Genomic DNA, 22428 nt, shown 5'->3' with positions numbered 1-22428 from the left:
CCGGGCACCGTGCAGACGAACTTCGCGTCCGACTCGTCGAGCATCATGCGGCTGCTCTACCGCACGCCGCTCAAGCACCTCCTGCTGATCGGGGCCGACGAGGGCGGCACTGCGCTGCCAGAGGGCCTCGGCGAGATCCGGGTCGTTCACCTGCGGGTTGACCTTCGTGGTGAGGGTGCGCTCGTCGTAGTACGCGCCGGAAAGCCAGGTGTCGCCGGGGGTGCCCTCGATGAACCAGCGCAGAGTGTCGCCGCCCTTGTCGGCCCCGATCAGCAGGAGGTGCTTGAGCGGCGTGCGGTAGAGCAGCCGCATGATGCTCGACGAGTCGGACGCGAAGTTCGTCTGCACGGTGCCCGGATGGAACGCCACCGCGCTGAGCCCGTCGGCGTGGAACTTCGTGTGCAGGCTCTTCGCGAACAGCACGTTGGCGAGCTTCGCGTCGCCATAGGCCTTGTTCGGGCTGAAGCGGCGGGTGTTGTCGAGGTCGTCGACGTCGATGTGCCCGAAGAGGCGGTGGCCGATGCTCGAGGTGTTGATGACCGCGCCGTCGGATGCGAGCAGCTGCGGAAGCAGCAGGTTAGTGAGCAGGAACGGCGCCAGGTGATTGACCTGCATCGTCTTCTCGAAGCCGTCGACGGTCGGGGTCTGATCTCCGAAGATGCCGCCGGCGTTGTTCGCCAACACGTGGATGCCGCCATCGCCGACGGCATCCGTGATCTTCCCGGCCAGCGCCCGCACGTCGTCGAGGCGGGCGAAGTCGGCCGTGAACCAGTCCGATCCGGTCTCCTCCGCGACCGCGCGGGTCTTCTCGACCGATCGGCCGACCAGGATCAGTCGGTTCGACGGCGAGGCGAGCTGGCGAGCGGCGGCTGCCCCGATCCCGTCGGATGCTCCGGTGAGGACGATCGTCTTCTGAGGCACGGGCCGCGTCACTCGGCTTCGGCCGAGGGGGTGATGCGCCGGACCGCGCGGGTGACGTGCTCGGCGATGACCGCCTGTGCCCGGTCGGGGTCTCCGCTCGCGATGGCGTCGACGATCTGCTGGTGGCTGCGCACGTGCTCCTCGAGCTCGGCGGGGTCGAGTGCCGCGTTGGCGGCGTGCAGGAACCCGGTGATGCGTCCGCGCAGCTGCCCGCTGACCTCGTCGAGGAAGCGGTGTTCGGCGAGGTCGGCGAGGGTCTCGTGGAACAGGCGGTCCTGGCGCAGCACCTCGTCGATGTCGCCGGGTGCCGCATCCGACATCGCCTGCACGATGGCGCCGAGACGGGCGGCGGATTCCTCGTTCCACCGCTCCTGCACCCGGATGGCCATGAACTGCTCGAGCACGATCCGCAGGCTCGAGATCTCCTCCAGATCCTGCGCGCTCAGCTGTGCGACGCGGGCGCCGCGGCGGGGCTCGCGGGTGATCAGACGCTCTTCGGCCAGACGGGTCAGGGCTTCGCGCACCGGGATGTGACTCACGCCGAGGCAGTCGGCGAGCTTGCGTTCGACGAGGCGCTCGCCGGGCGCCAGCTCTCCGGAGTGGATAGCGGCGCGCAGCTCGTCCGTGACCTGTTCGGCGATGTTCTGATCCGAGACGCTGCGCATTCGGGTGCCCTCTCGATCCGCGGCGCAGCCTCGTCGAGTGGTGCGCATTCGTTCGCTCGATGCTATGGCATTTCTCGGATCGGTGGACACCGCCGCATATTTGCTAGATGCTATAGCAAAGACTTCGAAGCGATGACGAAGGGGTTGTCATGACCGATGGATCGACCGTTGTGACGGATCCGCACGCAGGTGCCACGAGACCGGCGAGCGCTGACGCGGAGGGGACGGTGCGGTCCACCGGTCGCCGCGCCCTCATGGCCGGACTCGGTGCGGTCGCGCTCGGCGCTGCCGGCTCCCTCGCTGTCGTGACACCCGCGCAGGCGGCCCCCGTCGCCATGGGTGCGAAAGACATCACCAGGGCGGAGACCGTCGCCGAGCTGGCCCGCCTCCGTGCGCGGGCCGGCGAGGTGGCCATCGTCGCCGGCTACCGGACACCGGGCGACGCGGGGCTGCTCGTGTACGTGGGGTCCGACGCGGCGAAGATCACGCCCAACGGCGGCACGGTGATCGCCGGCAAGCGCGGCACCACCTGGCTGCTGCAGCATGACGGCACGCTCGACTTCCGGGTCTTCGGCATCACGGGGCCCGAGACGGCGGCCGATGATGCGCTCGCCGCGATGGTAAACGATCCCCGCATCCGGCGGATCGAAGCGCACACGGATCTGCTGTTCCAGAAGCGGCATCGCTTCACGCGCTCCCACCTCGAGATCGACTTCGGCGGGCACGTCATCGCGACGGAGGGCATCGAGCCGAACACCCACGACAACCCGTTCGGCGCGGTGATGTTCTTCACCGGGGTATCCCGAGACGTCGTCGTCGAGCATCAGCTGGCCGAGGCCTGGCCTGAGCTGACGGATGCGGTCGCCGTCCCCGATGCGGCGAAGTTCCCCGTCGACACGTGGTGGGCGGTGCAGTGCGACACGGTCGCCGGAGGCGGCGCCGATGAGCGCGAGATCCAGCGGTTCGTCCAGGTGACGCAGCAGATCGATGGGCAGCACATCCGGATCAATTACCTCAATGGCTGGCCGCTGGACAAGGGCCGCAAGCTCACCTGGCGGCAGATGGCCCCGGTCGAAGGCGTGCGCATCTCGAACATGCGGTTCCTCGGCGCCGGTCCCTTCGACGGGCCCACCGACGGCTCGTTCCCCGACGCGCGCGAGCTGACAGGGTCGCATCCGATCGCGTTCGAGTACGCCATCGGATGCGATGTCGCCGATGTGCACGCCAGCCGCACCTGGTGGCCCGTCGTGATGCGGCGGTGGAACACCCACTTCACGACCGAACGCTGCTCGGTCGAGAACCCGCCCACGGTGTTCTACGGCGGCGCGGGGTACCTCACGCAGCAGATCTACTGCCTCTACGGGCGGGTGAGCGACTGCACGTCGTCGAACGCGCGGCACCTCAACGACCTGACCGCCAGCGCGTACTGCATCGTCGAGAACTGCCACGGTGACGGCGACGATCAGGGCGGCAACCCGTTCACCACCCACGGTCAGTACGAGCACGACCTCACCTTCATCGGATGCTCGGGGCTGATGGACATCGCCAATTCTGGCGCGCAGTGGGGCACCTCGGCCAAGCGCATCACGGTGCGCGACCACGTCTGCTCGTGGTTCGTCGCCGGCACGAAGATCAGCGACCTGACTCTCGAGAACGTGCGGGTGATCGGACGGTCGACCTTCGACCCGCAGGCGACCATGACGATCAACGCCGACGGCGCCCAGGTGCGCGGGTGCACCGCCGGGCTGTTGGCCATCGGGCAGCGGTCGGCTCGATCGTCGCGGCCGACGACGATCGAGGACTGCACCTTCGCGCTCCCCAAGGATCAGGTGCTCATCCAGACCCCGGTCACCGTTCCCGTCAGCTTCGTGCGCTGCACGATCACCGGAATCGACGGGATGAAGGCGCGTGGTTCCGGAACCGTCGAGTTCGTCGACTGCCGGTTGAGCGGCCCGGCGAAGGGCGCGCCCGCCGAGATCAGCGCGTCGAGGGTCACCATCCGGGGCGGCTCGGTGCGCGATGCCGTGCTCTCCGCGACCGCCGTGCGCGACCAGGCCATCGCGCTGGAGGGCGTCGAGCTCAGCACAGAGCGCGCGGAGGGCGCCATGCTGTCCCGAGCCGCCGGCTCGGGGGTCATCACCTGGCGTCTGAGCGGCCTGACCTCGGCAGCGCCGAAGGGCGTGGCACACGTCGACATCGGCACGGGCGTCAACCACGCGCGCGTCACCGGCAGCCAGTTCGTCGGAGGGCGGCTGCGGTTGGCCGACGGCTTCTCGGAGCCTTCCACGCTCCTCTACAGCGACAACGTCGAGCGTGGCGTCGAGGCGGATCTCCCCGAGGCCGGAGACCGCGTGCTGATCGCCGACGTGCTCACGAGCGCGTGAGCGGCGGCATCATGGAGCACATGGAGGACTTCGAGTGAACGACACGGCATCGCCCACGCATCTCGGCGACCGCATCCGCATCCCGCGCACCCGCGCGCGCATCGGCATCGCCCGGCGCGACGTCACGCCGCCCATCGGCATCCGCGCCAAGAACTGGGGTCCCGCCGACTGGGAGCGCTCCGAGGGGGCGCACCGCCCGTTCGAGCTGACCGCGCTCGCCGTGATCGCGGGAGACGAGCGGCCGCGCCTGCTGCTCGCGGTCGACGGCACCTGGTGGCGCCGCGTGGCCGACGAGCAGGGTGTCCGCGGGGCGATCCTCGATGGCCTCGGACTCGACCCCGATCAGCTGATGCTGTCGCTCTCGCACACGCATGCCGGCGCGGTGCTCTGCGCGGCCGATGCGCACCTCCCGGGTGGAGAGCTGATCCCCGGGTACCTCGAGGCGCTCGCCGCCGCGGGCATCGCCGCCGGACGCGAGGCACTCGACGGGGCGGTTCTCGGACTCATCGAGTGGACGACCGGCCGCTGCACGCTCGCGGCCGACCGCGAGCTCGACGTCGACGGTCGTGCGCTCGTGGGCTTCAATCCCGCCGGCGCCGCCGACGACACCGTCATGATCGGCCGCCTCAGCGTCGACGGTGTCGTGCGCGGCACGCTCGTGAACTATGCCTGCCACCCGACCACGCTCGCCTGGCAGAGCCGTGAGGTATCGCCGGACTATGTCGGCGCGATGCGCGAGATCGTCGAGGCGGCCACGGATGCACCGTGCCTGTTCGTGCAGGGCGCCTCGGGCGAGCTGGCCCCTCGCGAGCAGTACACCGGCGATGTCTCGGTCGCCGACCGCCACGGACGCTCGCTCGGGCATGCGGTGCTCGCGGCCCTCGACGCGCTGCCTGCGCCGGGGGAAGAGCTGACGCTCGAGGGCGTCGTGGAGTCGGGCGCCCCGCTGGCGATCTGGGCGGGGCAGGAGGCCTCCGGCGGGGAGGGCGCGGCCGGTTCGGTGGCGTCGGTCGAGCTTCCGCTGCGCGACCTGCCGACGCTGGACGAGCTCGCCGAGGAGTGGAAGGACATCGACCCGCGGTCGCGCGAGGAGCGCCTCGGCCGCGCGCGCAACCTGCGTGACGGGTACATCGACGGCCCGACGGTGCAGCATCCGGTCTGGGCCTGGCGGCTCGGGGATGCGGTGATCGTCGGGCATCCGGGCGAGGCGTACTCGCGCCTGCAGACCGCGTTGCGAGCGCGGTTCCCCGAGACGCCGATCGTCGTGATGAACCTCACGAACGGCCCCGGCTTCGTGTACCTGCCGACGCGCGATGCGTATGACCGCGGCGCGTACCAGGCGTGGCAGACGCCGCTGGCCCCCGGCGCGCTCGACCTGCTCGAGGAGCATGTCGCGGCGGTCGTCGCCGATCTCTTCGACCGCTGAGTCGCGCGCCCGCTACACTTGCTATAGCAAATCTCGCACACCCTGAGGAGAGCAATGACCGCGCCCGTCGCCATCGTCACCGGAGGATCCGCCGGCATCGGCTGGGAGATCGGCCAGCGCCTCGCCGCCGACGGCTACACGGTCGTCGCCGCGGATCGCGTGCCCGGACTCACCTCGGGAGAGAACCCCGCCGGCATCCTGTGGCGCGAGCTCGACGTGACCGACCACGCCGGCGTCGACCGGGTGTTCGGAGAGATCGAGGCTGAGCTCGGACCCATCGAGGTGCTCGTCAACAACGCCGGCATCCAGCGCCACCGTGGCATCGAAGACCTCAGCTGGGACGAGTGGTCGGCCGTGGTCGACGTCAACCTGCACGGCGTCTTCTCGGCACTGCAGGCCGCCGGCAGGCGGATGCTGGAGCGCGGCGACGGCCGCATCGTGAACATCTCGTCGATCTCGTCGCGCGGTTCGGCGGGACGCGCTCCCTACGCCACGACCAAGGCGGCCGTGATCGGCTTGACCTCGACCGCCGGTGCCGAGTGGGCCGCGCGTGGCGTGCGGGTCAATGCGGTCGCGCCCGGCTACATCGATACGGGAGTCTTCCGCCAGGGCGTCGAGGCGGGCACACTCAGCCTCGACACGATCCTGTCGCGCATCCCCGCGAAGCGCCTGGGCGACGCGAGTGAGATCGCCGCGGCCGTCAGCTTCCTCGTCTCCGACCAGTCCCGCTACATGAACGGCCAGACCCTGTATGTCGACGGCGGCTTCATGGTCGACTACGGCATCCCCCTGGCGAAGAAGCCCGAATGAGCACGATCGCGCGCATCGATACGGCCACGGCCGCGCTGCCCCTCCCCGCGCCCTTGCAGTTGGGGGCGATGACGGTGACCCGCCGCGAGTACAGCGCGGTGCAGGCGACCGCCGACGACGGCACGACCGGCGTCGCATACTGCCTGTCGCGCGAGGCGCCGATGGCCGAGATCGTCGACCGGCTCGTCGCGGCACATGCGGTCGGTGCGGATGCCGATGACCCGATCGCGACCTGGGAGCGGATGCTGCGCGGCAGTGCCATTGTCGGGCGGGTGGGTCTCGTTCGCCGGGCCATCGGCCTCGTCGACATCGCGCTGTGGGACATCGCGGCGCGGCGCGCGGACGTGCCGCTGTGGACGCTGCTCGGCACCGGAGACGCGCCGCGGGAATCAATTCTCGTCGCCGCATACCCGTCGCCTGACCGGGCTCCGCGCGAGGTCGCCGACGAGGTTCTCGCTCAGGCAGACGGCTGGACGTACGTGAAGATCTCCCGCATTCCCGATCCGGCATATATGCGCGAGCTGTTCGCCCTGCTGAACGCCGAGCTGCCCTCCGCGACCGGTCTGATCGTCGACGTCGGCTTCGGCTGGCCGGATGCCGATGCCGCCCTGGCCGAGATCGCGCAGTGGGGAGACCCGCAGTTGGCCTGGCTCGAAGACCCGCTGCTCCCCGAAGACGCCGCGGGTGTCGCGCGCATCCGCCGGGAATCGGGACTTCCCGTCTCGGTCGGCGATGAGGTCACCGACCCTGCCGTGCTGAAGGCGCTGGTCGAGGTCGGCGGGGTCGAAGCGCTGCGCCTCGACGTCGTCGCGATCGGTGGCGTGACCCCGGCCCAGGAGCTGATCGCTTGGGCGGCCGAGCGCGGCGTGCCCGTCTCGGGGCATGTCTACCCCGAGGTCACCGCCCACCTGGGCATCGGCGTGGAGACCTTCGCGCGGGGTATCAACCCGTACGACCCGGCGCCGTCGTTCGTGCTCGGCGGTCCGTCGTTCGAGGGGCGGATCCGGCCGACGGATGCTCCGGGGCTCGGGTTCACGCTTGATCCTGGCGTGTTCGCGTTCGGGACGGACTGAGAGGTCGGCCGCCGCCAGTCGCGCCGCGCGCGCTCCTCATCGGCAACGGCTGAATCCGTGGTCGGTCTAGAGCGCTCGCCAGGAGTTGGGCACGATCGAGGAGGGCTTCGCATCGGAGGTCCTGCTCGGCGACGCGCGGCCGATACTGCACCGCATGAGCGTGCACCGGACCCGAGGGCGCCAGAACCCCGGTCGCCGGATGACTTAGCAAGGCCGGTACCTCGAAGTGCACTCGGCTACACGAGCGCGATGAAGATGTGGTGCTTGAGACCTTCGGCATCAACGGCTCTGTCTACATCTGCGGCTGCTCCGCCGCGGTGTCGGCGATCATCGATCAGGGCCTGTCGGGCGCGATCGTGACCATCGGGTCGATCCGCGGTCGCGCCAGCTTCACCGATCACACGGCCTACGACTTCGCCAAGACCGACATCGATGCCCTCGCACGCAGAGTGGCGATGACATATGGCGTTCTCGGCATGCGACCGGACATCGTCGCCCCCGCGGGCGCGCACTCCGCATCTGGAGGCGCAGATTGTCCGTCCGGTTGACCCGGCGGCCGAGGAGCGAGCGCTCGCGGAGGGTCCGCCGACGAGGCGCCGTACTTCTCGGGCCGGTCCATCGCGGTCGACGGCGCCTGGTCGGCATCCTTCGGCGACATGGCGGTCGACACCGCCCCGCGGGAGCGCTTCGGAGGCTGACTACGGGGAGTCTCGACAAGCCACCGCATCACCGTATGTGCGCGTCCACGAGCAGCCCGGTGGCACCGGTCGAGTGTGTCGCGAAGCGGGATCCGTCTAGGTGTGGGATCAGGCTCCTCGAACCTCTGTTCCCCGATGCTCGACCGAGTTTTGGCTCAGCGCGCTGCCGCGGGGGCGTCGTCGTGCGGGAATGTTCTGCCACATCTCGGAGTACTCACTGTCCAGGCGCCGCTGGAACCGGAGAACCTCGTTGGGCTCAGCGAAGACCGCGCCGCGCAATATGTACTGCGCCTGATCGAGTTCAGGGAGCCCGAGCCAGTCATAGCTAGAGGGCCGAGCGATCACATGGCGTGTGCCCCTTGGGGCTGCAAGGTAGTACTCCGAACGCCCCCAACGGTCATGGACGGCATCTTCTACCTGGGACTCAACGAGTGCCAGTCCCAGTGACTCGATCATTCGCATAGCGTTCTCCGCCTCCCGCAGAGCCTGCTCGATCTGGCCCACGCCCGACGCAGTCTTGCGGTAATGCTGATGGTCGTTTCGAACCTCGTTGACCTTCCCGCGCTGCAGCGCTTGCGCAACGCTCTTCAGGCCGGAGGTGATCTTGAGGCGGCTTCCTTCGGTGAGCGAGAGGAAGGGGGCCGTCGAGGTGAACGGAAACTTTTTGAGACGGCTCCCGCGAGAGTAGGCAGGAAAATCGTTCCGTGGCCGACCGAGGGACTCCGACTCCGTGGCAAGGGCGGATAGCCGCGCGGAGAGGAACTCGAACCCGCGTGCCATCGTGTAAATGTCAAGCTTATCGCTGAGGAAGTCGTAGCTCTTTAGCGAGTCACCTCCGTACGATACCGATTCCTGGACCAATTCCAATCCCCGCGCATTATCGGCCTCGAATCCATACTGATATGCATGCGGATCCACGACGTGATCATGTAGGAGCGCCCATGCCGAGAAGGCGAGCGACTCCTGCAGGAAGCGCTCGAGTTCGCGGAAGTACTTGCTCGCGACGCCTAGAAACTCCTCGGTGTCGCGAGTCCCGGGAGCGCTCGATGCACGAGTGAGTCCAAGGAGCTTCTCATGAAGCCTCCAGTACTCGGCTCGCGGATCCTGTTCGCTATGGAGAGGGAAGCCGAGCTTCCATAGGATGCGATTTGCGATGCTCACGTCCCCCTCATCGAGGCCGTGTGCGATCCGGAGATTCTTGGCCAGGCGTGACAAAGTGTCTCTGCTGACGAGGCCGAGACGTGTTACGCACTCCAGTGGTTCGGCCGTGCGGAAGAAAGTGTCCAACTGCTCTTCGAGTGAGTCCGCGACAATGCCCCGCAACATCCACTCCAGATCGGATCGTACGGAGTCTTCCGAGAGCGCGTAGACGTTCGTCAACTCGTCACGAAGCCGTAAAGCAGCGAAGCCCGGATGGTCGGAAACGAATCGCACACCGAGGCTTCCCAATTCTGGCGATAGCCCGAACGCACCGGAGCGACGCTCCTTGTTCAGGACGGGGCACCGAACTTCCCCACGCGGCACGTGAATCTCGCCATCGAAGACGAGTGAATCCAGCGCCTCCTGCAGTACAGTTTCCTTGACAAGAAGAGCGATCTGCATTAGCTGCGCGCGATCCAAGTCTGCGACGGCGGCGTTTGCATCGTTGACTTCCAGGAACGGACTAACCAATTTTCGAAGGCTGCCCGCCGTTGCGTTGAGCAGGTACGCAATCAGCGCCCGGAGTTCCCTGAGACTCAGCGCATCCCCTAATAGCGTCGCAGAGACGCCGACCGCTGTGTCTGAGAACATGATTGCATCGACGTCGCGGACGTCGTCTGCTGCTCCGAACCAGTCGATCTCCTTCTTCTCGTTATCTGGAAACGCATCCTCGAAGCGGTCTCGATGACTATTGATGGTGGCCGTGCTACTTGTTGTCAAGTGGATGCGGTGCGCAGCATCGCACATCGTGTCTGAGCAATGAAACGCTTCGACACGTCGCCCCGAGGCAAGCTGACGGGTTGACTGAGACTCGAGCAAACCGTATGGACCCGTCACGTACCGGCCGTACTGCTGAACACCGGTCGGAGTACTGTCTAGGAAGCGTTGTGTCTCGTCGTAGGTGAGAACAGGTTGGCCCTCTTCGAACATGGCTGCGTACGCGTCATAGGACTCGCGCCCAAAAGCGAATGGGAAGCGGATCTTGCCCGAGAGGATCTGAGCTGAGACAGCTTTAGACATGCCGTCGAGGTCGGTGGCTTCAATATCAACCAGTAGCTTTTCTCGTCCGATTGCGAGCGCGCACATCAGACGTGCCTCTTTGGCGGGAATCTTGTCCGCTTTCGCAGTTACGACCTTGGTCAGTGCCGCATCCCCGTAGTCCGTCAACTTGACCGAACTCGACAAGCCGTCCGGGATCGAGTAGTCGTTCGCGATGATCGAGTCCCCGAGAAGCCTGACGAGGTCGACGAAGCTGGCGTACTTCTCGCGCAGATCATCGCCATCGAGGACGGCGGCCAGCTCGGGTGGAAGTTGGGTCGGCACCATTGTCTCCTTACCTTCGACGCACTCATTATGGCGGCATATCGGTGTGCCCGCGATCGTCAGTCACGACATGGCCGCAGCCCATCGTCATTGGGGCCGCGGAGTACCGTCACCTGGCAACGCGCTGGTGCGCGGGATGTCGACGGCCCCAGCCTCACCGCAGATACGCGTCGACGAGCAGCGCGCCGCGGATGGCCCGTAGCTCGTCGATGATGCGCGCCACGCTCTTGGCGCTCACCGACGACAGCGCGAGGTCGTGCGGGCCCAGAGGCTCGAGCTTCCCGGTGCGGATGCGGATGACCTCCCACGCCGCAGCGCGCAGGGCGCGGTCTTTGCGTAGATCGGCATCCTGCCGCTTGCCGACGTGCTCCAGGCCATGACGGCCGACCGTGTCATACTCCAGCGCGACTCGCAGTTCCGGAAACACGATGTCGGGCCAGACCTCGGTGTGGCGGAAGAACGCGCGCGACACTTTCACCGCGTTCACCGCCGCGTCGAACTCGATCAGCGCTCCGAGCTCTGCGCGCAGGCGTCCCTCCACCGCGGATGCCGGGCGCGGGGCGCACGCGCTCACGAACGCGGTCCCGGCGGGCAGGTCGGGTGTCTTGGTGCAGAGCGCGAGCGCGGGGCGACGGGGTTTGCGCGGGAGGGCGCGAGCTTCGCCCAGCACGACCGGTTGCGGACGGGCGAGCGCCGAGCATTCGGGACACCACGCGGAGCGGCGCCGCACCTGTCCCGGCCGCTCGCGCTGCTCGGTCGGGGTGGCCGCGAACCGATGCCCGACCGGGCACTCCCAACAGAGCAGCACATCGGCCGCGAGCGGGACCTGCGACAGCGCGATGCCGTGGTTGAGCTCGGGGTGGTACTGCCGGATCAGCTCCGGGTATGCCGCCCATCCGGCGCGGTATGTGCCCACCTCATACGGAACGGCGCGACCGCGGGAGAACTGCCGTCGCGCCCACCACTGCTTCACCGGTTCCGGCACGCGCCGACGATATCCGCGAGCACGGACATCCCGTCGTTCTTGCTCGATCCCGACCTTGATGTCCGTTGTCCGTGCGACGATCCGCACGTCGACGGGAGAACGGATGCGTGGGGAAGCCACGGTGCTGCATGCCGATCTCGATGCGTTCTACGCGTCGGTCGAGCAGCGTGATGCGCCGGAACTGCGCGGTCGACCCGTCATCGTGGGCGGTGGCGTCGTGCTCGCCGCGAGCTATGAGGCGAAGGCGCGCGGGGTCCGCACGGCGATGGGCGGCCGGCAGGCGCGTGAGCTCTGCCCGGATGCCGTCGTCGTCCCCCCGCGGATGGAGGCGTACTCCGCCGCGAGCAAAGACGTGTTCGCGATCTTCCGCGACACCACCCCGCTCGTCGAGGGGCTTTCGATCGACGAGGCGTTCCTCGAGGTCGGGGGTCTGCGACGCATCGCCGGCACTCCCGAGCAGATCGCGGCGCGGCTGCGAGAACGCGTGCGCGCGGAGGCAGGACTTGCCATTTCGGTGGGGGTCGCGCGCACCAAGTTCCTCGCCAAGGTCGCCAGCGCCGTGAGCAAGCCCGACGGACTGTTGGTCGTGGAACCCGAGCGTGAGGAGGAGTTCCTGCTTCCCCTTCCGGTCGAACGGCTGTGGGGCGTGGGAGCGGTGACGGCCGAGAAACTGCACCGCTACGGCATCCGCACGGTCGGCGAGCTCGCCGAGCTCGAGGCGGCGACGGCGGAGCGGATGCTGGGCAAGGCGACGGGTGCGCATGTGCACGCGCTCGCCCGGCTGCGGGACCCGCGACCGGTCGACACCACCCGGCGGCGCGGATCGGTCGGCTCGCAGCGCGCGCTCGGCAGCCGTCCGCGGTCCGCGGAGGAGCTCGACTTGATCCTCACCCAGATCGTCGACCGGCTCGGGCGGCGACTCCGCGACGGCGACCGCGTCTGCCGCACCGTCGTGCTGCGTCTGCGCTTCGGCGACTTCACGAAGGCCACGCGCTCCCGCTCGCTCCGAGCGCCCACCGATCGCACCGCCATCGTGCTCACTGTGGCCCGAACCCTGCTCGCCGCGGCGCAGGCCGAGATCTCGGCGCGCGGCATCACCCTGATCGGCATCTCCCTGTCGCAGCTCGACCGCGCCGAGAACGTGCCGCCCGAGCTGCCGATCGACTGGGGTGATGAGGCGCGACTCGATTCGGTGCTTGACACCCTGCGCGATCGCTACGGCTCGACCTCGGTGTCGCGGGCGGCGCAACTGGGGCGCGACCCGGGGTGGTCGTCGCCGATCCTGCCCGAGCACGAGTGACCCGGGCGCGCGCGTGCTGACGTTGCGACCGCGTGTGCTGAAGGAGAAAGCGCGACCTGAGGAGCCTTCGCGCCGATCACTCCTTCATTCCGCGAGATCTCCTTCGCCTCGCGTGGTCGAGCAAGGGCGTTTTAGACTGCCGGCATGCCTGTCATCGCCGTGATCTTCCCCGCGCTGTTGCTGCTCACCGCCGTGTTGACGGAACTCGCCGGCCGCGGTCGACTGCGCCGCAACCGGCTCGCCGGCATCCGCACGAACGCGACGATGCGAAGTGACGCATCGTGGGCAGCATCCCACCGCGCGGCGGCCAAGACCGTCTGGATCGGCTTCGTCGTCAGTCTCGCTGCAGCCCTCATCGCGCTCGTCACCGAAGGCACTGTCTCCCTCATCGCTGTCGTGGCGGTCGCGGCCATCTTCCTCGCCACGTCTGTTGTCTCACTCCTTCAGGCGAACCGCGCAGGTTCCGCCGCGCACGCGGGGTAGGGGCTCACTCCTCTGATCCGGGTGACGCGGCGTGGGGAGGAGAACTCCCTGTCGGGAGGACTTGTCGCGGCGGATGCTCCGCCCCACGCGGAGTTCTCCTCCCGGGCGAGAGGCGAGAGGGGATGCCCAGGTATCGGGGATCGAGAGGAGCCAGGTGAGAGGCGCTTCCTGTGACGCCGCGTCCGCCGCAGCTTCAGGCCTTGAGCATCGAGGCGCGGGAGATCACCCCGTCGACCACGTCGAAGGTCGCGATGGTCTCGGTCGCTGTGCCCGCGTTGATGACCTGTTCCTGCGCGACGACCCAGCGGGTGCCGAACAGCACGCTGGTCTCGATCACGCACGACAGCTCGGGATTCTGCAGCCGCGGCTCGTAGAACGCGCGGATCGCGGCTGAGCCCATCACCGGTTCGGGAGCGACGCCGGTGATCACGGCATCCGCGGCATAGGTCGCGACGAAGGCGTCGAGGTCGTGCGCGTTGAACGCGTCGAGCTGCGCCTGGACGGTGTCGATGGCGGAGCGGGCAGAGAAGTCAGTCAATGCGAACGCCCCCGTTGACGTCGTAGGTGGCGCCGGTGATGAAGCGGGCGCGCTCAGACGCGAGCGAGGTGATGATCCAGGCGACGTCTTCCGGCTGACCGAAGGCGCCGAGGGGGATGCCGGCTTCGAGCTTCTCGCGGCCTGCCCCCTGCAGTTGGTCGGTGATCGCGCTCTTGACCGGACCGGGGGTGACCGCATTCACGCGGATGCCCTCGGATGCGAGGTGTCGGGCGAAGCTGCGCGTGATCGCGAGGATCGCCCCCTTGCTGGCGGCGTAGTGGATGCCGGTCTGCAGCGCGCCGACCTGCCCGGCGATCGACGCGATGTTGATCACGGAGCGGTCCCCCTCGGCGGCCCGGAGCAGCGGAAGAGCGCCGCGGGTGAGGAAGAACGTGCCGCGGGCGTTGGTCTCGAGGACCATGTCCCACTCGTCGAAGTCGATGTCGTCGTAGGCGGTGTACGGGCACACGCCGCCGTTGTTGATGAGCACGTGCAGCGAGCCCCAGGCATCCGTGATCTCGCCGACCAGCGCGTCGATCGACTCGCGCTCGCGCAGGTCGAGGCGCGAGACGTGCACCTCGGGGGCGCCGGCCGCCCGGCACTCCTCGGCGACGCGGAGAGCTTCGGCTTCCCGTCCGGCGTACGTGATCCAGAGGGCAGTGCCCTCGCGGGCGAGGTCGAGGGCGGCGGCGGTTCCGATACCGGAACTGGCCCCCGTGATCAGAGCGCGGCGCGTAGTCATGCGTCCGATGCTATAGCAAATGATGGCCAACCGTAGTGCTGTGCAGACATCTGCTAGATGCTATAGCATCGCTCTCATGACTGCGCCCTTCATCCTCGTCAGTGACTGCGACCTGCCGGGAACCGTCATCGAGAACACCCTCCGGCAGGCCGGGCTGCGCGCCGAGCGCGCCGCATCGGGCAGCCTCGACGACATCGCCGCCGCCGGTTCCGACGCCGAAGGGCTCGTCGTGCAGTGGGCGCAGATCACCGGCGAGGTGATGGACCGGATGCCGAACCTGCGCATCATCAGCCGCGTGGGCATCGGCTACGACATGGTCGACGTCGAGGCCGCCACCGCCCGCGGCATCGCCATCGCGAACACCCCGAGCTACTGCATCGAAGAGGTCGCCGCGCACACCATCGCGATGATCATGACGCAGGCTCGCGGTCTCCCCGCCTACGATCGCGCCGTGCGCGCCGGCACCTGGAAGGCCGTCGATGCCCGCCCGCTCGCCGTGCGCCCCTCGGCCACCACCGTCTCGGTGCTCGGCTTCGGCCGCATCGGGTCCATGGTCGCCCGTGGATGTCGGGCGCTGGGCTTCCGCGTCCTCGTCGCCGACCCCTACGCCCCCGCCGACTCCGTGCGCGATGCCGGGTGCGAGCCCGTCGAGATTCCGGATGCCGTGGCGCAGGCCGACATCCTCACGCTGCACGTGCCGCTCACCGACGAGACCCGGCACCTGGTCGATGCTGCGGCCATCGCGACCATGAAGCCCGGCGCCGTCGTGGTGAACACGTGCCGCGGTCCGCTCATCGACGAGGACGCGCTCGCGGCCTCGCTGCGCGCCGGGCACCTGGGTGCCGCCGCCCTCGATGTGTTCGCGGGGGAGCCCCTCGCCGCCGACTCGCCGCTGCGCGACCTCGAACAGGTTCTGCTGACCCCGCACGCCGCCTGGTTCTCTCCCGAAGCGCTGGCGGATCTGCCCGTCCACGCGGCCGAGAACATCATCCGGTACCTCGCCGGCGAGTCCGTGCCGATCGTCAATCCGACCTACGCCGCCGCGCGCTGACCGAAGGATCATCATGGAACTGCTGCGACTGGGCCCGGTCGGCCAGGAACGCCCCTACGTCCGAGAGGCCGGCATCGTCTACGACCTCGCACCCCTCACCGCCGAGATCGACGGCGCCTTCCTCGCGTCCGACGGCATCGCGCGCGTGCGCGCGGCACTCGACCGCGGCGAGCTGCCCACGGCGGAGGTCGAGAGGCTGCGCATCGGCGCCCCGGTCGCTCGTCCGACCGCGGTGGTCTGCATCGGCCAGAACTACGCCGCGCACGCGGCCGAGTCGGGGTCGCTGCCGCCCGAGCATCCGGTGATCTTCTTCAAGCATCCGAACACCGTCGTCGGCCCGAACGACGTGGTGCTGCTGCCGCCGGGCGCCGAGAAGGTCGACTGGGAGGTCGAGCTGGCGATCGTGATCGGCAAGACGGCCCGGTACCTGTCGTCTCCGGATGCCGCGCGCGAAGTCATCGCCGGCTACACGATCTCGAACGACGTGTCGGAGCGGGCGTACCAGCTCGACGTGTCGGGCGGGCAGTGGTCGAAGGGTAAGTGCTCCGAGACGTTCAACCCCCTCGGTCCCGTGCTCGTGCCCGCGGACGAGGTCGACCCGCAGGCGCTGCGCCTGCGCTCCTTCGTGAACGGCGAGGCGCGTCAGGACTCCTCGACGGCTGACATGATCTTCCCGGTGCTGCAGATCGTGCACGAGCTGAGCCAGTACCTGGTGCTCGAGCCGGGCGACGTGATCAACACCGGCACCCCGCAGGGTGTCGCGCTCTCCGGGCGCTTTCCGTACCTGCAGGACGGCGACGAGATGACGATCGAGATCGAGGGTCTCGGCCGCCAGCACCAGCGCACCGAACGGGTGCACCTGGGCTGACCGCCCGCGCCACCCGGCGGCCTGTGTCCGGGGCACGGTTACTTTTGCTGAGTGCACCGTGCCTCGGGCAGAGGCCGTCGGGCTCTCGGCATGCGCCCGTCTCAGCCGGCGAACAGCGTGACCGGCAGCCCGCGCACACCGGGCCGCACGGCGAACACCGAACCCGCCTCGGTGCCGTGGTCGTCGGGGAGGCCCTGCGCTGACGTCGTGATGTAGAGCGTGCCGAGGTCGTCGCCGCCGAACGTGCACGCCGACACTTGCGGCACCGGCAGTTTGATCGTCGCGACGAGAGTGCCGGTCGCGTCGTAGCCGTGCACGGCGCTGCCGCCCCAGAGGGCGACCCACACGCTGCCGTCTGCGGCGACCGTCAGTCCGTCCGGGGACCCCTGCTCCTCGGGGATAGAGACGAATGCCCGCCGTCCACGCAGCTCGCCCTCGGCCACGTCGAACACGTCGATGCGGTGGGTGGCGGTGTCGACGTAGTAGGCGCGGCGGCCGTCGGGCGAGAAGCCGATGCCGTTCGAGATCGTCGCCCGAGGCAGCACAGTCGAGACCGTGAGCTCCGCGTCGAGCCGCAGCACGAATCCGCCGTCCGGTGCGGCGTCGTAGGCCATCGACCCGGCGAGCAGGCGGCCGCGCGGGTCGCAGCATCCGTCGTTCATGCGCACGTGCGGATCTTCGTGCAGGGTCGCTACGGCGCGCGTCTCGCCGTCGACGTCATCCGCGAGGTAGAGCGTGCGGGCGCCGACCGCCACCAGGCCGCCGTTCGTGCGCGGCCGGGCGAACGCCAGGTACTCGTCGTCGATGTGCTGGCGGGTCACACCGTCGGTGCCCAGCGTCAGCAGATCGCCGGCCTCCCCGTCGACCCACCGCAGTCCACCCCAGCCCGGCCACCACACGGGACCTTCGGCGTGACGGGCGACGGGACCGGTGACGTTCTCCGGGGTCATGCTTCTTCTCTCGGCTGGGTGCGCGCGGCGGCGTCGAGCGACACGGAGTCCGCTCCACGACTGCGCGCGACGTACACGGTGTTCGACGACACCCCGTCGGTCACAGGATTGTCGAAGTCGACGATGTGGGCGACGGCATCATCGAACACGGCGTTCAGTTCGGCCATGAAATCCTCGTCGGGCGGATCATCCGACCACAGGGCGAAGACCCCGCCGACGGCGAGGTGACGATCGAGCGCACGCAGACCGGCGGCGTCGTACAGGTCGGCGTGCGTCGGGTCGAGCTGGTGGCGGGGAGAGTGGTCGACGTCCAGAAGGATCGCCGAATACCCGCGGTGCCCCTCAGCGGGTGCCGACCGCATGACGGCGAAGAAGTCGTCTTCGACCAGACTCGTGCGCGCATCCTCGACGAGTTCCGCCGACGCGGGCAGGAGCTTGCGCTCGTGCCAGCCGATCACGGCGCCCAGTCGATCGATCACCGTGAGCGATGCCACCCGCGCATCGCGCAGCGCCGCGACGGCGGTGTAGCCGAGCCCGAGCCCGCCGACCAGGACCGAGAGGTCGTCGCCGACCACCGCGGCGAGGCCCAGGTTCGCGAGCTCTTCCTCTGCCACCGTGAACAGGCTGGACATCAGGTACTCGTCGCCGAGCTTGACCTCGTAGATCTCCTGCCCGACCGCCGGCTCCGTGCGCCGGCGCAGCATGAGGTCGCCGATCGGCGTCGTCTGCCAGTCGAGCTCTTCGAACCGAGTGATCACCGCGGCGTGCCTCCGTCGTCGTCGCCCGGCAGGGGCAGGGTGCGGGCGGGGCCCGCGGATGTGTTCGCGTCTCGGGGTTTCTCGTCGCGGAGGGGGAGTCTCATCCGCTCGGGCTCCTCCGCGGCCGCGGCGGGAGCGGAGATCTCCTTCGCCACCTGCTTCTCGAGCACCGTGACGGCGTCATCGGAGAGCAGGATGAGGCCGTCGAGCTCTTCGCGCACGCGCTTGTAGGCGACGTTGCGCTCGGCCTGCGTGGCCGACTCGTCGACCGCGACCTTGAGCAGTTGCTGAGCCCGCTCCAGGCGCTTGCGCTCCGGCGCGGTGAACGTCGAGTCGCGCAGCCGCCGGGCATCCTTCTCGGCGATCTCGAATGCGACCGCGTAGTCGCCCACGGCCTGCAGATACTCGGTGATCTGCTGCTCCGACACCTTCGCCTCGGCGGATGCCGGACGCAGCGCATCCGCCGTCTTCTTGGCGCGCAGGAACGCGGCGGTCAGCGGCTGACGGCCGTCGCTCATGGCGGGGAAGGCGATGAGCTTCGCGACGTCGAGCTCGTAGTCGAGCCAGCGGGCGGTGATCTCGTCGTGCTCGGCGAACAGTCGCGCGACCAGGTCGTTCGGGACGACGGATGCCGTGGTGTCGACCACCGAAGGGCCGCGGCGCTTGGCCTGCTGGGTGAGCGCACGGGCCTCGATCTCGGCGGTCTTCAGCTGCGCCTTCATGCGAAGAGTCTCCAGGCGGCGCTCGTGACGGCGCTTGGAACCCTGCTCCCACGCCTTCGCGGCACCGCCGGCCATCCCCATGATGGGGAAGATGAGCCACCAGTAGTGCTGCGCGAAGTTCCAGAAGCCCTGGATGAACTCGTCCATGATGCGTTCAGCCTACTGCGCGGGGTGGTCGCGCCCGAGGTCTCTCACGGGCGCGACCACCCCGCGTTCACCAGTCGTGGACGGTGCCGTCGAGGAGGCGGTTGTAGGGGAGGTAGGCCTGCTCGTAGGGGTACTTGCCCGCTTCGTCGGTGTCGAGCTCGACGCCGAGGCCGGGCTTGTTCCCGGGGTGCAGGTATCCGTCGGTCCAGGTGAACGACTGCTGGAAGACCTGGTCGGTGCGGGCGCCGTGCTGCATGTACTCCTGGATGCCGAAGTTGTGGATCGACAGTCCCAGGTGCATCGCGGCGGCCATGCCGACCGGAGAGATGTCGGTCGGCCCGTGCATGCCCGACTTGATCTGGTACATCGCCGCGTAGTCGAGCGTCTTCTTCAGTGCGGTGATGCCGCCCATGTGGGTGACGGCTCCGCGGACGTAGTCGATGAGCTGGTCGCGGATGATGTCCTTGAAGTCCCACACCGTGTTGAAGATCTCGCCGATCGCCAACGGCGTCGTGGTGTGCTGGCGCACCAGGCGCAGTGCCTCCTGGTTCTCGGCGGGCGTGCAGTCCTCGAGCCAGAACAGGTCGTACGGCTCGAGGTCCTTGCCGAGCCGGGCGGCCTGGATGGGCGTCATCCGGTGGTGGCCGTCGTGCAGGAGGGGGATGTCGGGGCCGAACTCGTTCCGCACCGCCTCGAACACCCCGGGGAGATGGTTGAGGTAGGCGCGGGTGTCCCAGTCCTCCTCCACCGGCTTCGCGCCGCGGCGGGCGGGTTCGTGGTCGTACCGGGCTTCGCCGCCCCCGGCGTCGGCCGATTGCGACGCGATCCCGTAGATCGCCTTCAACGTGGGCACCCCGGTCTGCACCCGGATGGCCTTGTATCCCTGTTCCTGGTGCGCGCGGATCGAGTCGAACAGCTCCGGCAGTTCTTTGCCCGACGCGTGCCCGTACGCCATGAGGCCGTTCCGGGATGCGCCTCCGAGCAGCTGGTAGACGGGGAGGCCGGCGACCTTGCCCTTGATGTCCCACAGCGCCATGTCGACCGCGGCGATCGCGGCCATGGTCACGGGTCCCCGCCGCCAATACGCACTCCGGTACAGGAACTGCCAGGTGTCCTCGATGCGCGACTCGTCCGCCCCGATCAGCAACGGCACCACGTGCTCGGTCAGATATGCGACGACCGCGAGCTCCCGCCCGTTCAACGTCGCATCGCCCAGACCCGTCACGCCGTCGGCGGTCGTGATCTTGAGTGTCACGAAGTTGCGATCGGGACTCGTGACGATCACGTCAGCCCTGTCGATGGTCATCGGGTTCCTCCTGCGGCTGCGGGTGCGTCGGTCATGTCGGTGGCGGGTTCGCCGGCGATCAGCACCTCGCGTGGCGTGATCGCGCGCTCGCCGGGCGCCCAGTCGAACAGCAGCACGTCGGCACGGGCGCCGACCGTCCAGTGCGGACCGTCGCCGAGGACGGCTGCGGGGGCCGAGGTCGCGAGCCGCACCGCCGCCGCCAGCGAACCGGTCAGGCGGGCGACGGTGGCGACACCGACGTCGAGGGTCTGCACGGAGCCCGCGAGGAATCCGGTCGACACGTGCCGCAGCGCTCCGTCGTCGGCGAGGTGCACGCCACCGCCGATGGTTGAGACGCCGTTCTCCCGCAGGGCCGTGGGCGTGGCGACGGCGTCGCTCACGAGGAAGATGCCGTGGTCGCGCTTCGCGGCGATCATGGTCGCGAGCGTCGCATCGGGCAGGTGGTGGCCGTCGGCGATGACACCGGCGGCGAGCCGGCGTTCGGCGAGCTGGGTCCACAGGTAGTTCGGATGCCGGGGGAGCACCGCGTGCGCGCCGTTGCCGAGGTGCGTGGAGAGCGTGGCGCCGGCGTCGACGACCGCGGCGATCTCGGCATCCGTCGCGTGGGTGTGTCCGACCGCGACCCGCACGCCGTGCGCGACGAGGAAGCGTGTGGCTTCGACGGACCCCGGATGGTGCGGAGACAGGGTCACGACCCGGAGCAGGCCGGGAGCGGCGTCGAGCCAGGTCTGCAGCTCGGCGATGGCCGGTGGGCGGATGTGCGCGAGCGGATGCACGCCGCGGGGGCCGTCCTGCTCCGACAGGCTGGGTCCCTCGACGTGGATGCCGGCGACTGCGCGCGAGGTCGCGGTCGAGGTGCGCACGGCCTCGTCGATCGCACGGATGCGGGCGAGCATCTCGGTGGGCGAGGCGGTGATGACGGTCGGCAGGAATCGCGTGACGCCGTGTGCGGCGAGAGACTGTGCCATCGCGGTGATGTGGGCCGGCGAGGGCTCTGCCGCATTCGCGTCACCGTCGAGGTGGCCGTTGACCTGCAGGTCGATGAGCCCGGGGCCGATCCACGGGGCGCCGTCACCGGGGTCGGCGGTCGGGGTGAGCGCGCTGATCCGGCCGTGCTCGACGACGACCTCCAGCCCGCCCGCGCCGAGGGCGTCGCGACCGTGCAGCGTGCGCGCGGTCATCGCGCCGCCTGGGCCGCCACGGCCGGTGCGGGATGCAGCAGCGATGCCGCGTCGCGGTCGACGTGCACCTCGCAGCGCGAGTGCCGCCGCAGCACGGTGCACGGCCAGTGCGAGCTGATCGGCTCTTCGACCAGGGCGCGCACGGCCTCGGCCTTGCGGGCATCGGGCACGGCGCACACGAGGTGGGCGCCGTTCATCAGCGCCGGGATGGTCAGCGTCAGTGCGTGGGTGGGCACGGCCTCGAGCGTATCGAAGCAGTCGTCGTCGACCTGCTGCACGCGGCTGGCGAGGTCGAGCTGCACCACGCGCACCGGGCACGGGTCGCCGAGGTCGGCGTCGGGCGGATCGTTGAACGCGATGTGGCCGTTCACGCCGATGCCGAGGCACACCAGGTCGATGGGCCCTTCGGCGAGCAGGGCCGCGTACTCCTCGGTCGCCGCCTGGGCGCCGAGCTCGGTGCGCATGGGGTGGAACGCGGCGGGCTGCACCGCATCGACGAGGTGGGTGCGCAGCCAGTTGCCGAAGCGCTGGGGGGCCGCGGGGTCGAGATCGAGGTATTCGTCCATGTGCAGGATCGTGATGCGGTCCCACGGCACGTCGGGCTCGGCGGTGAGGGCTCGGTACACGTCGAGCTGGCTGGGGGCGGCGGCGGCGATCATCCGAGCGGTGCCGCGAGCGGCCACGGCTTCGCGCAGCGTGCGCGCCGCCGATCGCGCGGCGGCAGCGCCCATCGCGGCGCGGTCGGGGTGGGCATGCAGGGCGAACGTCGTCGTGCTCATGATTCGCAAGATTAATGCAACCGCTTGCAAAGTCAAGCCCCCGAATAGGATCCGTTTCGCGTTCTCGCCGCCCCCACGAGGAGATTCCCGAGGGTTCGCACGCGCGCAGCCACGGTGC

21 protein-coding genes are annotated in these 22428 nt (G+C 69.0%); 9 read left to right on the top strand and 12 right to left on the bottom strand.

The window, feature by feature from the left end; all coding sequences use genetic code 11:
* Positions 1-921: SDR family NAD(P)-dependent oxidoreductase (locus BQ2383_RS10155; protein WP_091033343.1), on the bottom strand; the 921-nt coding region annotated here is incomplete at its 3' end.
* Positions 922-929: 8 nt separating this feature from the next.
* Entirely contained in the window at positions 930-1586 is a 657-nt protein-coding gene (locus tag BQ2383_RS10150) for a GntR family transcriptional regulator (protein ID WP_091033244.1), read from the bottom strand.
* Positions 1587-1735: 149 nt separating this feature from the next.
* Between BQ2383_RS10150 and BQ2383_RS10145 the strand changes: the two genes are divergently transcribed.
* The 5 genes from BQ2383_RS10145 to BQ2383_RS10125 all read left to right on the top strand — a co-directional run bounded on the left by BQ2383_RS10145 (position 1736) and on the right by BQ2383_RS10125 (position 7827).
* Positions 1736-3970 (top strand): DUF4148 domain-containing protein, encoded by a 2235-nt coding sequence (locus tag BQ2383_RS10145; protein WP_244175980.1) that lies wholly within the window; start codon positions 1736-1738, stop codon positions 3968-3970.
* Positions 3971-4004: 34 nt separating this feature from the next.
* Positions 4005-5396, top strand: coding sequence for a hypothetical protein (locus BQ2383_RS10140; protein WP_091033242.1), 1392 nt, complete (start codon positions 4005-4007; stop codon positions 5394-5396).
* Positions 5397-5450: 54 nt separating this feature from the next.
* Positions 5451-6206, top strand: a complete 756-nt coding sequence (locus tag BQ2383_RS10135) for an SDR family NAD(P)-dependent oxidoreductase (protein ID WP_091033240.1) — start codon at positions 5451-5453, stop codon at positions 6204-6206.
* Entirely contained in the window at positions 6203-7279 is a 1077-nt protein-coding gene (locus BQ2383_RS10130; RefSeq protein ID WP_091033239.1) for an enolase C-terminal domain-like protein, read from the top strand. The genes BQ2383_RS10135 and BQ2383_RS10130 overlap by 4 nt, the downstream gene beginning before the upstream one ends.
* Before the next feature lie 260 nt (positions 7280-7539).
* On the top strand, positions 7540-7827 hold the full coding sequence (locus BQ2383_RS10125; RefSeq protein ID WP_244175979.1) for an SDR family oxidoreductase: 288 nt from the start codon (positions 7540-7542) through the stop codon (positions 7825-7827).
* 258 nt (positions 7828-8085) lie between these two features.
* Here BQ2383_RS10125 and BQ2383_RS10120 read toward each other — a convergent pair whose 3' ends face one another.
* Together BQ2383_RS10120 and BQ2383_RS10115 are read right to left on the bottom strand one after the other, a co-directional pair.
* The gene (locus tag BQ2383_RS10120) at positions 8086-10500 is read right to left on the bottom strand and encodes a hypothetical protein (RefSeq protein ID WP_140403335.1); all 2415 of its coding nucleotides are present in this window, start codon (positions 10498-10500) and stop codon (positions 8086-8088) included.
* Positions 10501-10654: 154 nt separating this feature from the next.
* Positions 10655-11485 carry a zinc-ribbon domain-containing protein gene (locus BQ2383_RS10115; RefSeq protein WP_091033231.1) on the bottom strand — a complete coding sequence of 277 codons (831 nt, stop codon included), beginning with the start codon at positions 11483-11485 and terminating at the stop codon, positions 10655-10657.
* A 103-nt stretch (positions 11486-11588) separates the two neighbouring features.
* On the opposite strand from BQ2383_RS10115, the gene dinB reads away from it, so the two are divergent.
* Together dinB and BQ2383_RS10105 are read left to right on the top strand one after the other, a co-directional pair.
* Positions 11589-12785 (top strand): DNA polymerase IV, encoded by a 1197-nt coding sequence (dinB, locus tag BQ2383_RS10110; RefSeq protein WP_091033338.1) that lies wholly within the window; start codon positions 11589-11591, stop codon positions 12783-12785.
* Positions 12786-12929: 144 nt separating this feature from the next.
* Positions 12930-13268, top strand: a complete 339-nt coding sequence (locus BQ2383_RS10105; protein WP_091033227.1) for an SdpI family protein — start codon at positions 12930-12932, stop codon at positions 13266-13268.
* 193 nt (positions 13269-13461) lie between these two features.
* Here the strand turns inward: BQ2383_RS10105 and BQ2383_RS10100 are convergent, their stop codons facing one another.
* Both BQ2383_RS10100 and BQ2383_RS10095 read right to left on the bottom strand, forming a co-directional pair.
* Positions 13462-13806: a nuclear transport factor 2 family protein gene (locus BQ2383_RS10100; RefSeq protein WP_091033224.1), complete on the bottom strand. Its 345-nt coding sequence runs from the start codon at positions 13804-13806 to the stop codon at positions 13462-13464.
* A complete protein-coding gene (locus tag BQ2383_RS10095) occupies positions 13799-14548 on the bottom strand; it encodes an SDR family NAD(P)-dependent oxidoreductase (RefSeq protein ID WP_091033223.1) in 750 nt (249 codons plus the stop codon). Before BQ2383_RS10095 ends, BQ2383_RS10100 begins: the two co-directional genes overlap by 8 nt.
* Before the next feature lie 76 nt (positions 14549-14624).
* Between BQ2383_RS10095 and BQ2383_RS10090 the strand changes: the two genes are divergently transcribed.
* Positions 14625-15599 (top strand): C-terminal binding protein, encoded by a 975-nt coding sequence (locus BQ2383_RS10090; protein ID WP_091033220.1) that lies wholly within the window; start codon positions 14625-14627, stop codon positions 15597-15599.
* Between the two features lie 13 nt (positions 15600-15612).
* The gene (locus BQ2383_RS10085) at positions 15613-16467 is read left to right on the top strand and encodes a fumarylacetoacetate hydrolase family protein (protein WP_091033218.1); all 855 of its coding nucleotides are present in this window, start codon (positions 15613-15615) and stop codon (positions 16465-16467) included.
* 101 nt (positions 16468-16568) lie between these two features.
* Here the strand turns inward: BQ2383_RS10085 and BQ2383_RS10080 are convergent, their stop codons facing one another.
* The 6 genes from BQ2383_RS10080 to BQ2383_RS10055 form a co-directional block, all read right to left on the bottom strand.
* Positions 16569-17417 carry an SMP-30/gluconolactonase/LRE family protein gene (locus BQ2383_RS10080; protein ID WP_091033217.1) on the bottom strand — a complete coding sequence of 283 codons (849 nt, stop codon included), beginning with the start codon at positions 17415-17417 and terminating at the stop codon, positions 16569-16571.
* The gene (locus BQ2383_RS10075) at positions 17414-18175 is read right to left on the bottom strand and encodes a spermidine synthase (protein ID WP_208617654.1); all 762 of its coding nucleotides are present in this window, start codon (positions 18173-18175) and stop codon (positions 17414-17416) included. Before BQ2383_RS10075 ends, BQ2383_RS10080 begins: the two co-directional genes overlap by 4 nt.
* Positions 18172-19044: a hypothetical protein gene (locus BQ2383_RS10070; RefSeq protein WP_244175978.1), complete on the bottom strand. Its 873-nt coding sequence runs from the start codon at positions 19042-19044 to the stop codon at positions 18172-18174. Before BQ2383_RS10070 ends, BQ2383_RS10075 begins: the two co-directional genes overlap by 4 nt.
* A gap of 67 nt (positions 19045-19111) precedes the next feature.
* Positions 19112-20350, bottom strand: coding sequence for a D-mannonate dehydratase ManD (manD, locus tag BQ2383_RS10065; protein WP_091033214.1), 1239 nt, complete (start codon positions 20348-20350; stop codon positions 19112-19114).
* Entirely contained in the window at positions 20347-21531 is a 1185-nt protein-coding gene (locus BQ2383_RS10060; protein ID WP_208617653.1) for an N-acetylglucosamine-6-phosphate deacetylase, read from the bottom strand. Before BQ2383_RS10060 ends, manD begins: the two co-directional genes overlap by 4 nt.
* Complete coding sequence (locus BQ2383_RS10055; protein WP_208617652.1) at positions 21528-22310, bottom strand: 6-phosphogluconolactonase; 783 nt, start codon at positions 22308-22310, stop codon at positions 21528-21530. Before BQ2383_RS10055 ends, BQ2383_RS10060 begins: the two co-directional genes overlap by 4 nt.
* Positions 22311-22428 lie beyond the last annotated feature (118 nt).

This window comes from Microbacterium oxydans (assembly GCF_900095745.1).
Lineage (GTDB): Bacteria > Actinomycetota > Actinomycetes > Actinomycetales > Microbacteriaceae > Microbacterium > Microbacterium oxydans_B.
This window is presented reverse-complemented; position numbering and strand designations above follow the sequence as displayed.

Bases quoted from the DNA above. Each gene is read 5' to 3' on its own strand.
- BQ2383_RS10150 (WP_091033244.1), bottom strand. From the start codon at position 1,586: ATGCGCAGCGTCTCGGATCAGAACATCGCCGAACAGGTCACGGACGAG.
- BQ2383_RS10145 (WP_244175980.1), top strand. From the start codon at position 1,736: ATGACCGATGGATCGACCGTTGTGACGGATCCGCACGCAGGTGCCACG.
- BQ2383_RS10135 (WP_091033240.1), top strand. From the start codon at position 5,451: ATGACCGCGCCCGTCGCCATCGTCACCGGAGGATCCGCCGGCATCGGC.
- BQ2383_RS10130 (WP_091033239.1), top strand. From the start codon at position 6,203: ATGAGCACGATCGCGCGCATCGATACGGCCACGGCCGCGCTGCCCCTC.
- dinB (WP_091033338.1), top strand. From the start codon at position 11,589: ATGCGTGGGGAAGCCACGGTGCTGCATGCCGATCTCGATGCGTTCTAC.
- BQ2383_RS10105 (WP_091033227.1), top strand. From the start codon at position 12,930: ATGCCTGTCATCGCCGTGATCTTCCCCGCGCTGTTGCTGCTCACCGCC.
- BQ2383_RS10095 (WP_091033223.1), bottom strand. From the start codon at position 14,548: ATGACTACGCGCCGCGCTCTGATCACGGGGGCCAGTTCCGGTATCGGA.
- BQ2383_RS10090 (WP_091033220.1), top strand. From the start codon at position 14,625: ATGACTGCGCCCTTCATCCTCGTCAGTGACTGCGACCTGCCGGGAACC.
- BQ2383_RS10085 (WP_091033218.1), top strand. From the start codon at position 15,613: ATGGAACTGCTGCGACTGGGCCCGGTCGGCCAGGAACGCCCCTACGTC.
- BQ2383_RS10080 (WP_091033217.1), bottom strand. From the start codon at position 17,417: ATGACCCCGGAGAACGTCACCGGTCCCGTCGCCCGTCACGCCGAAGGT.
- BQ2383_RS10070 (WP_244175978.1), bottom strand. From the start codon at position 19,044: ATGGACGAGTTCATCCAGGGCTTCTGGAACTTCGCGCAGCACTACTGG.
- manD (WP_091033214.1), bottom strand. From the start codon at position 20,350: ATGACCATCGACAGGGCTGACGTGATCGTCACGAGTCCCGATCGCAAC.
- BQ2383_RS10060 (WP_208617653.1), bottom strand. From the start codon at position 21,531: ATGACCGCGCGCACGCTGCACGGTCGCGACGCCCTCGGCGCGGGCGGG.
- BQ2383_RS10055 (WP_208617652.1), bottom strand. From the start codon at position 22,310: ATGAGCACGACGACGTTCGCCCTGCATGCCCACCCCGACCGCGCCGCG.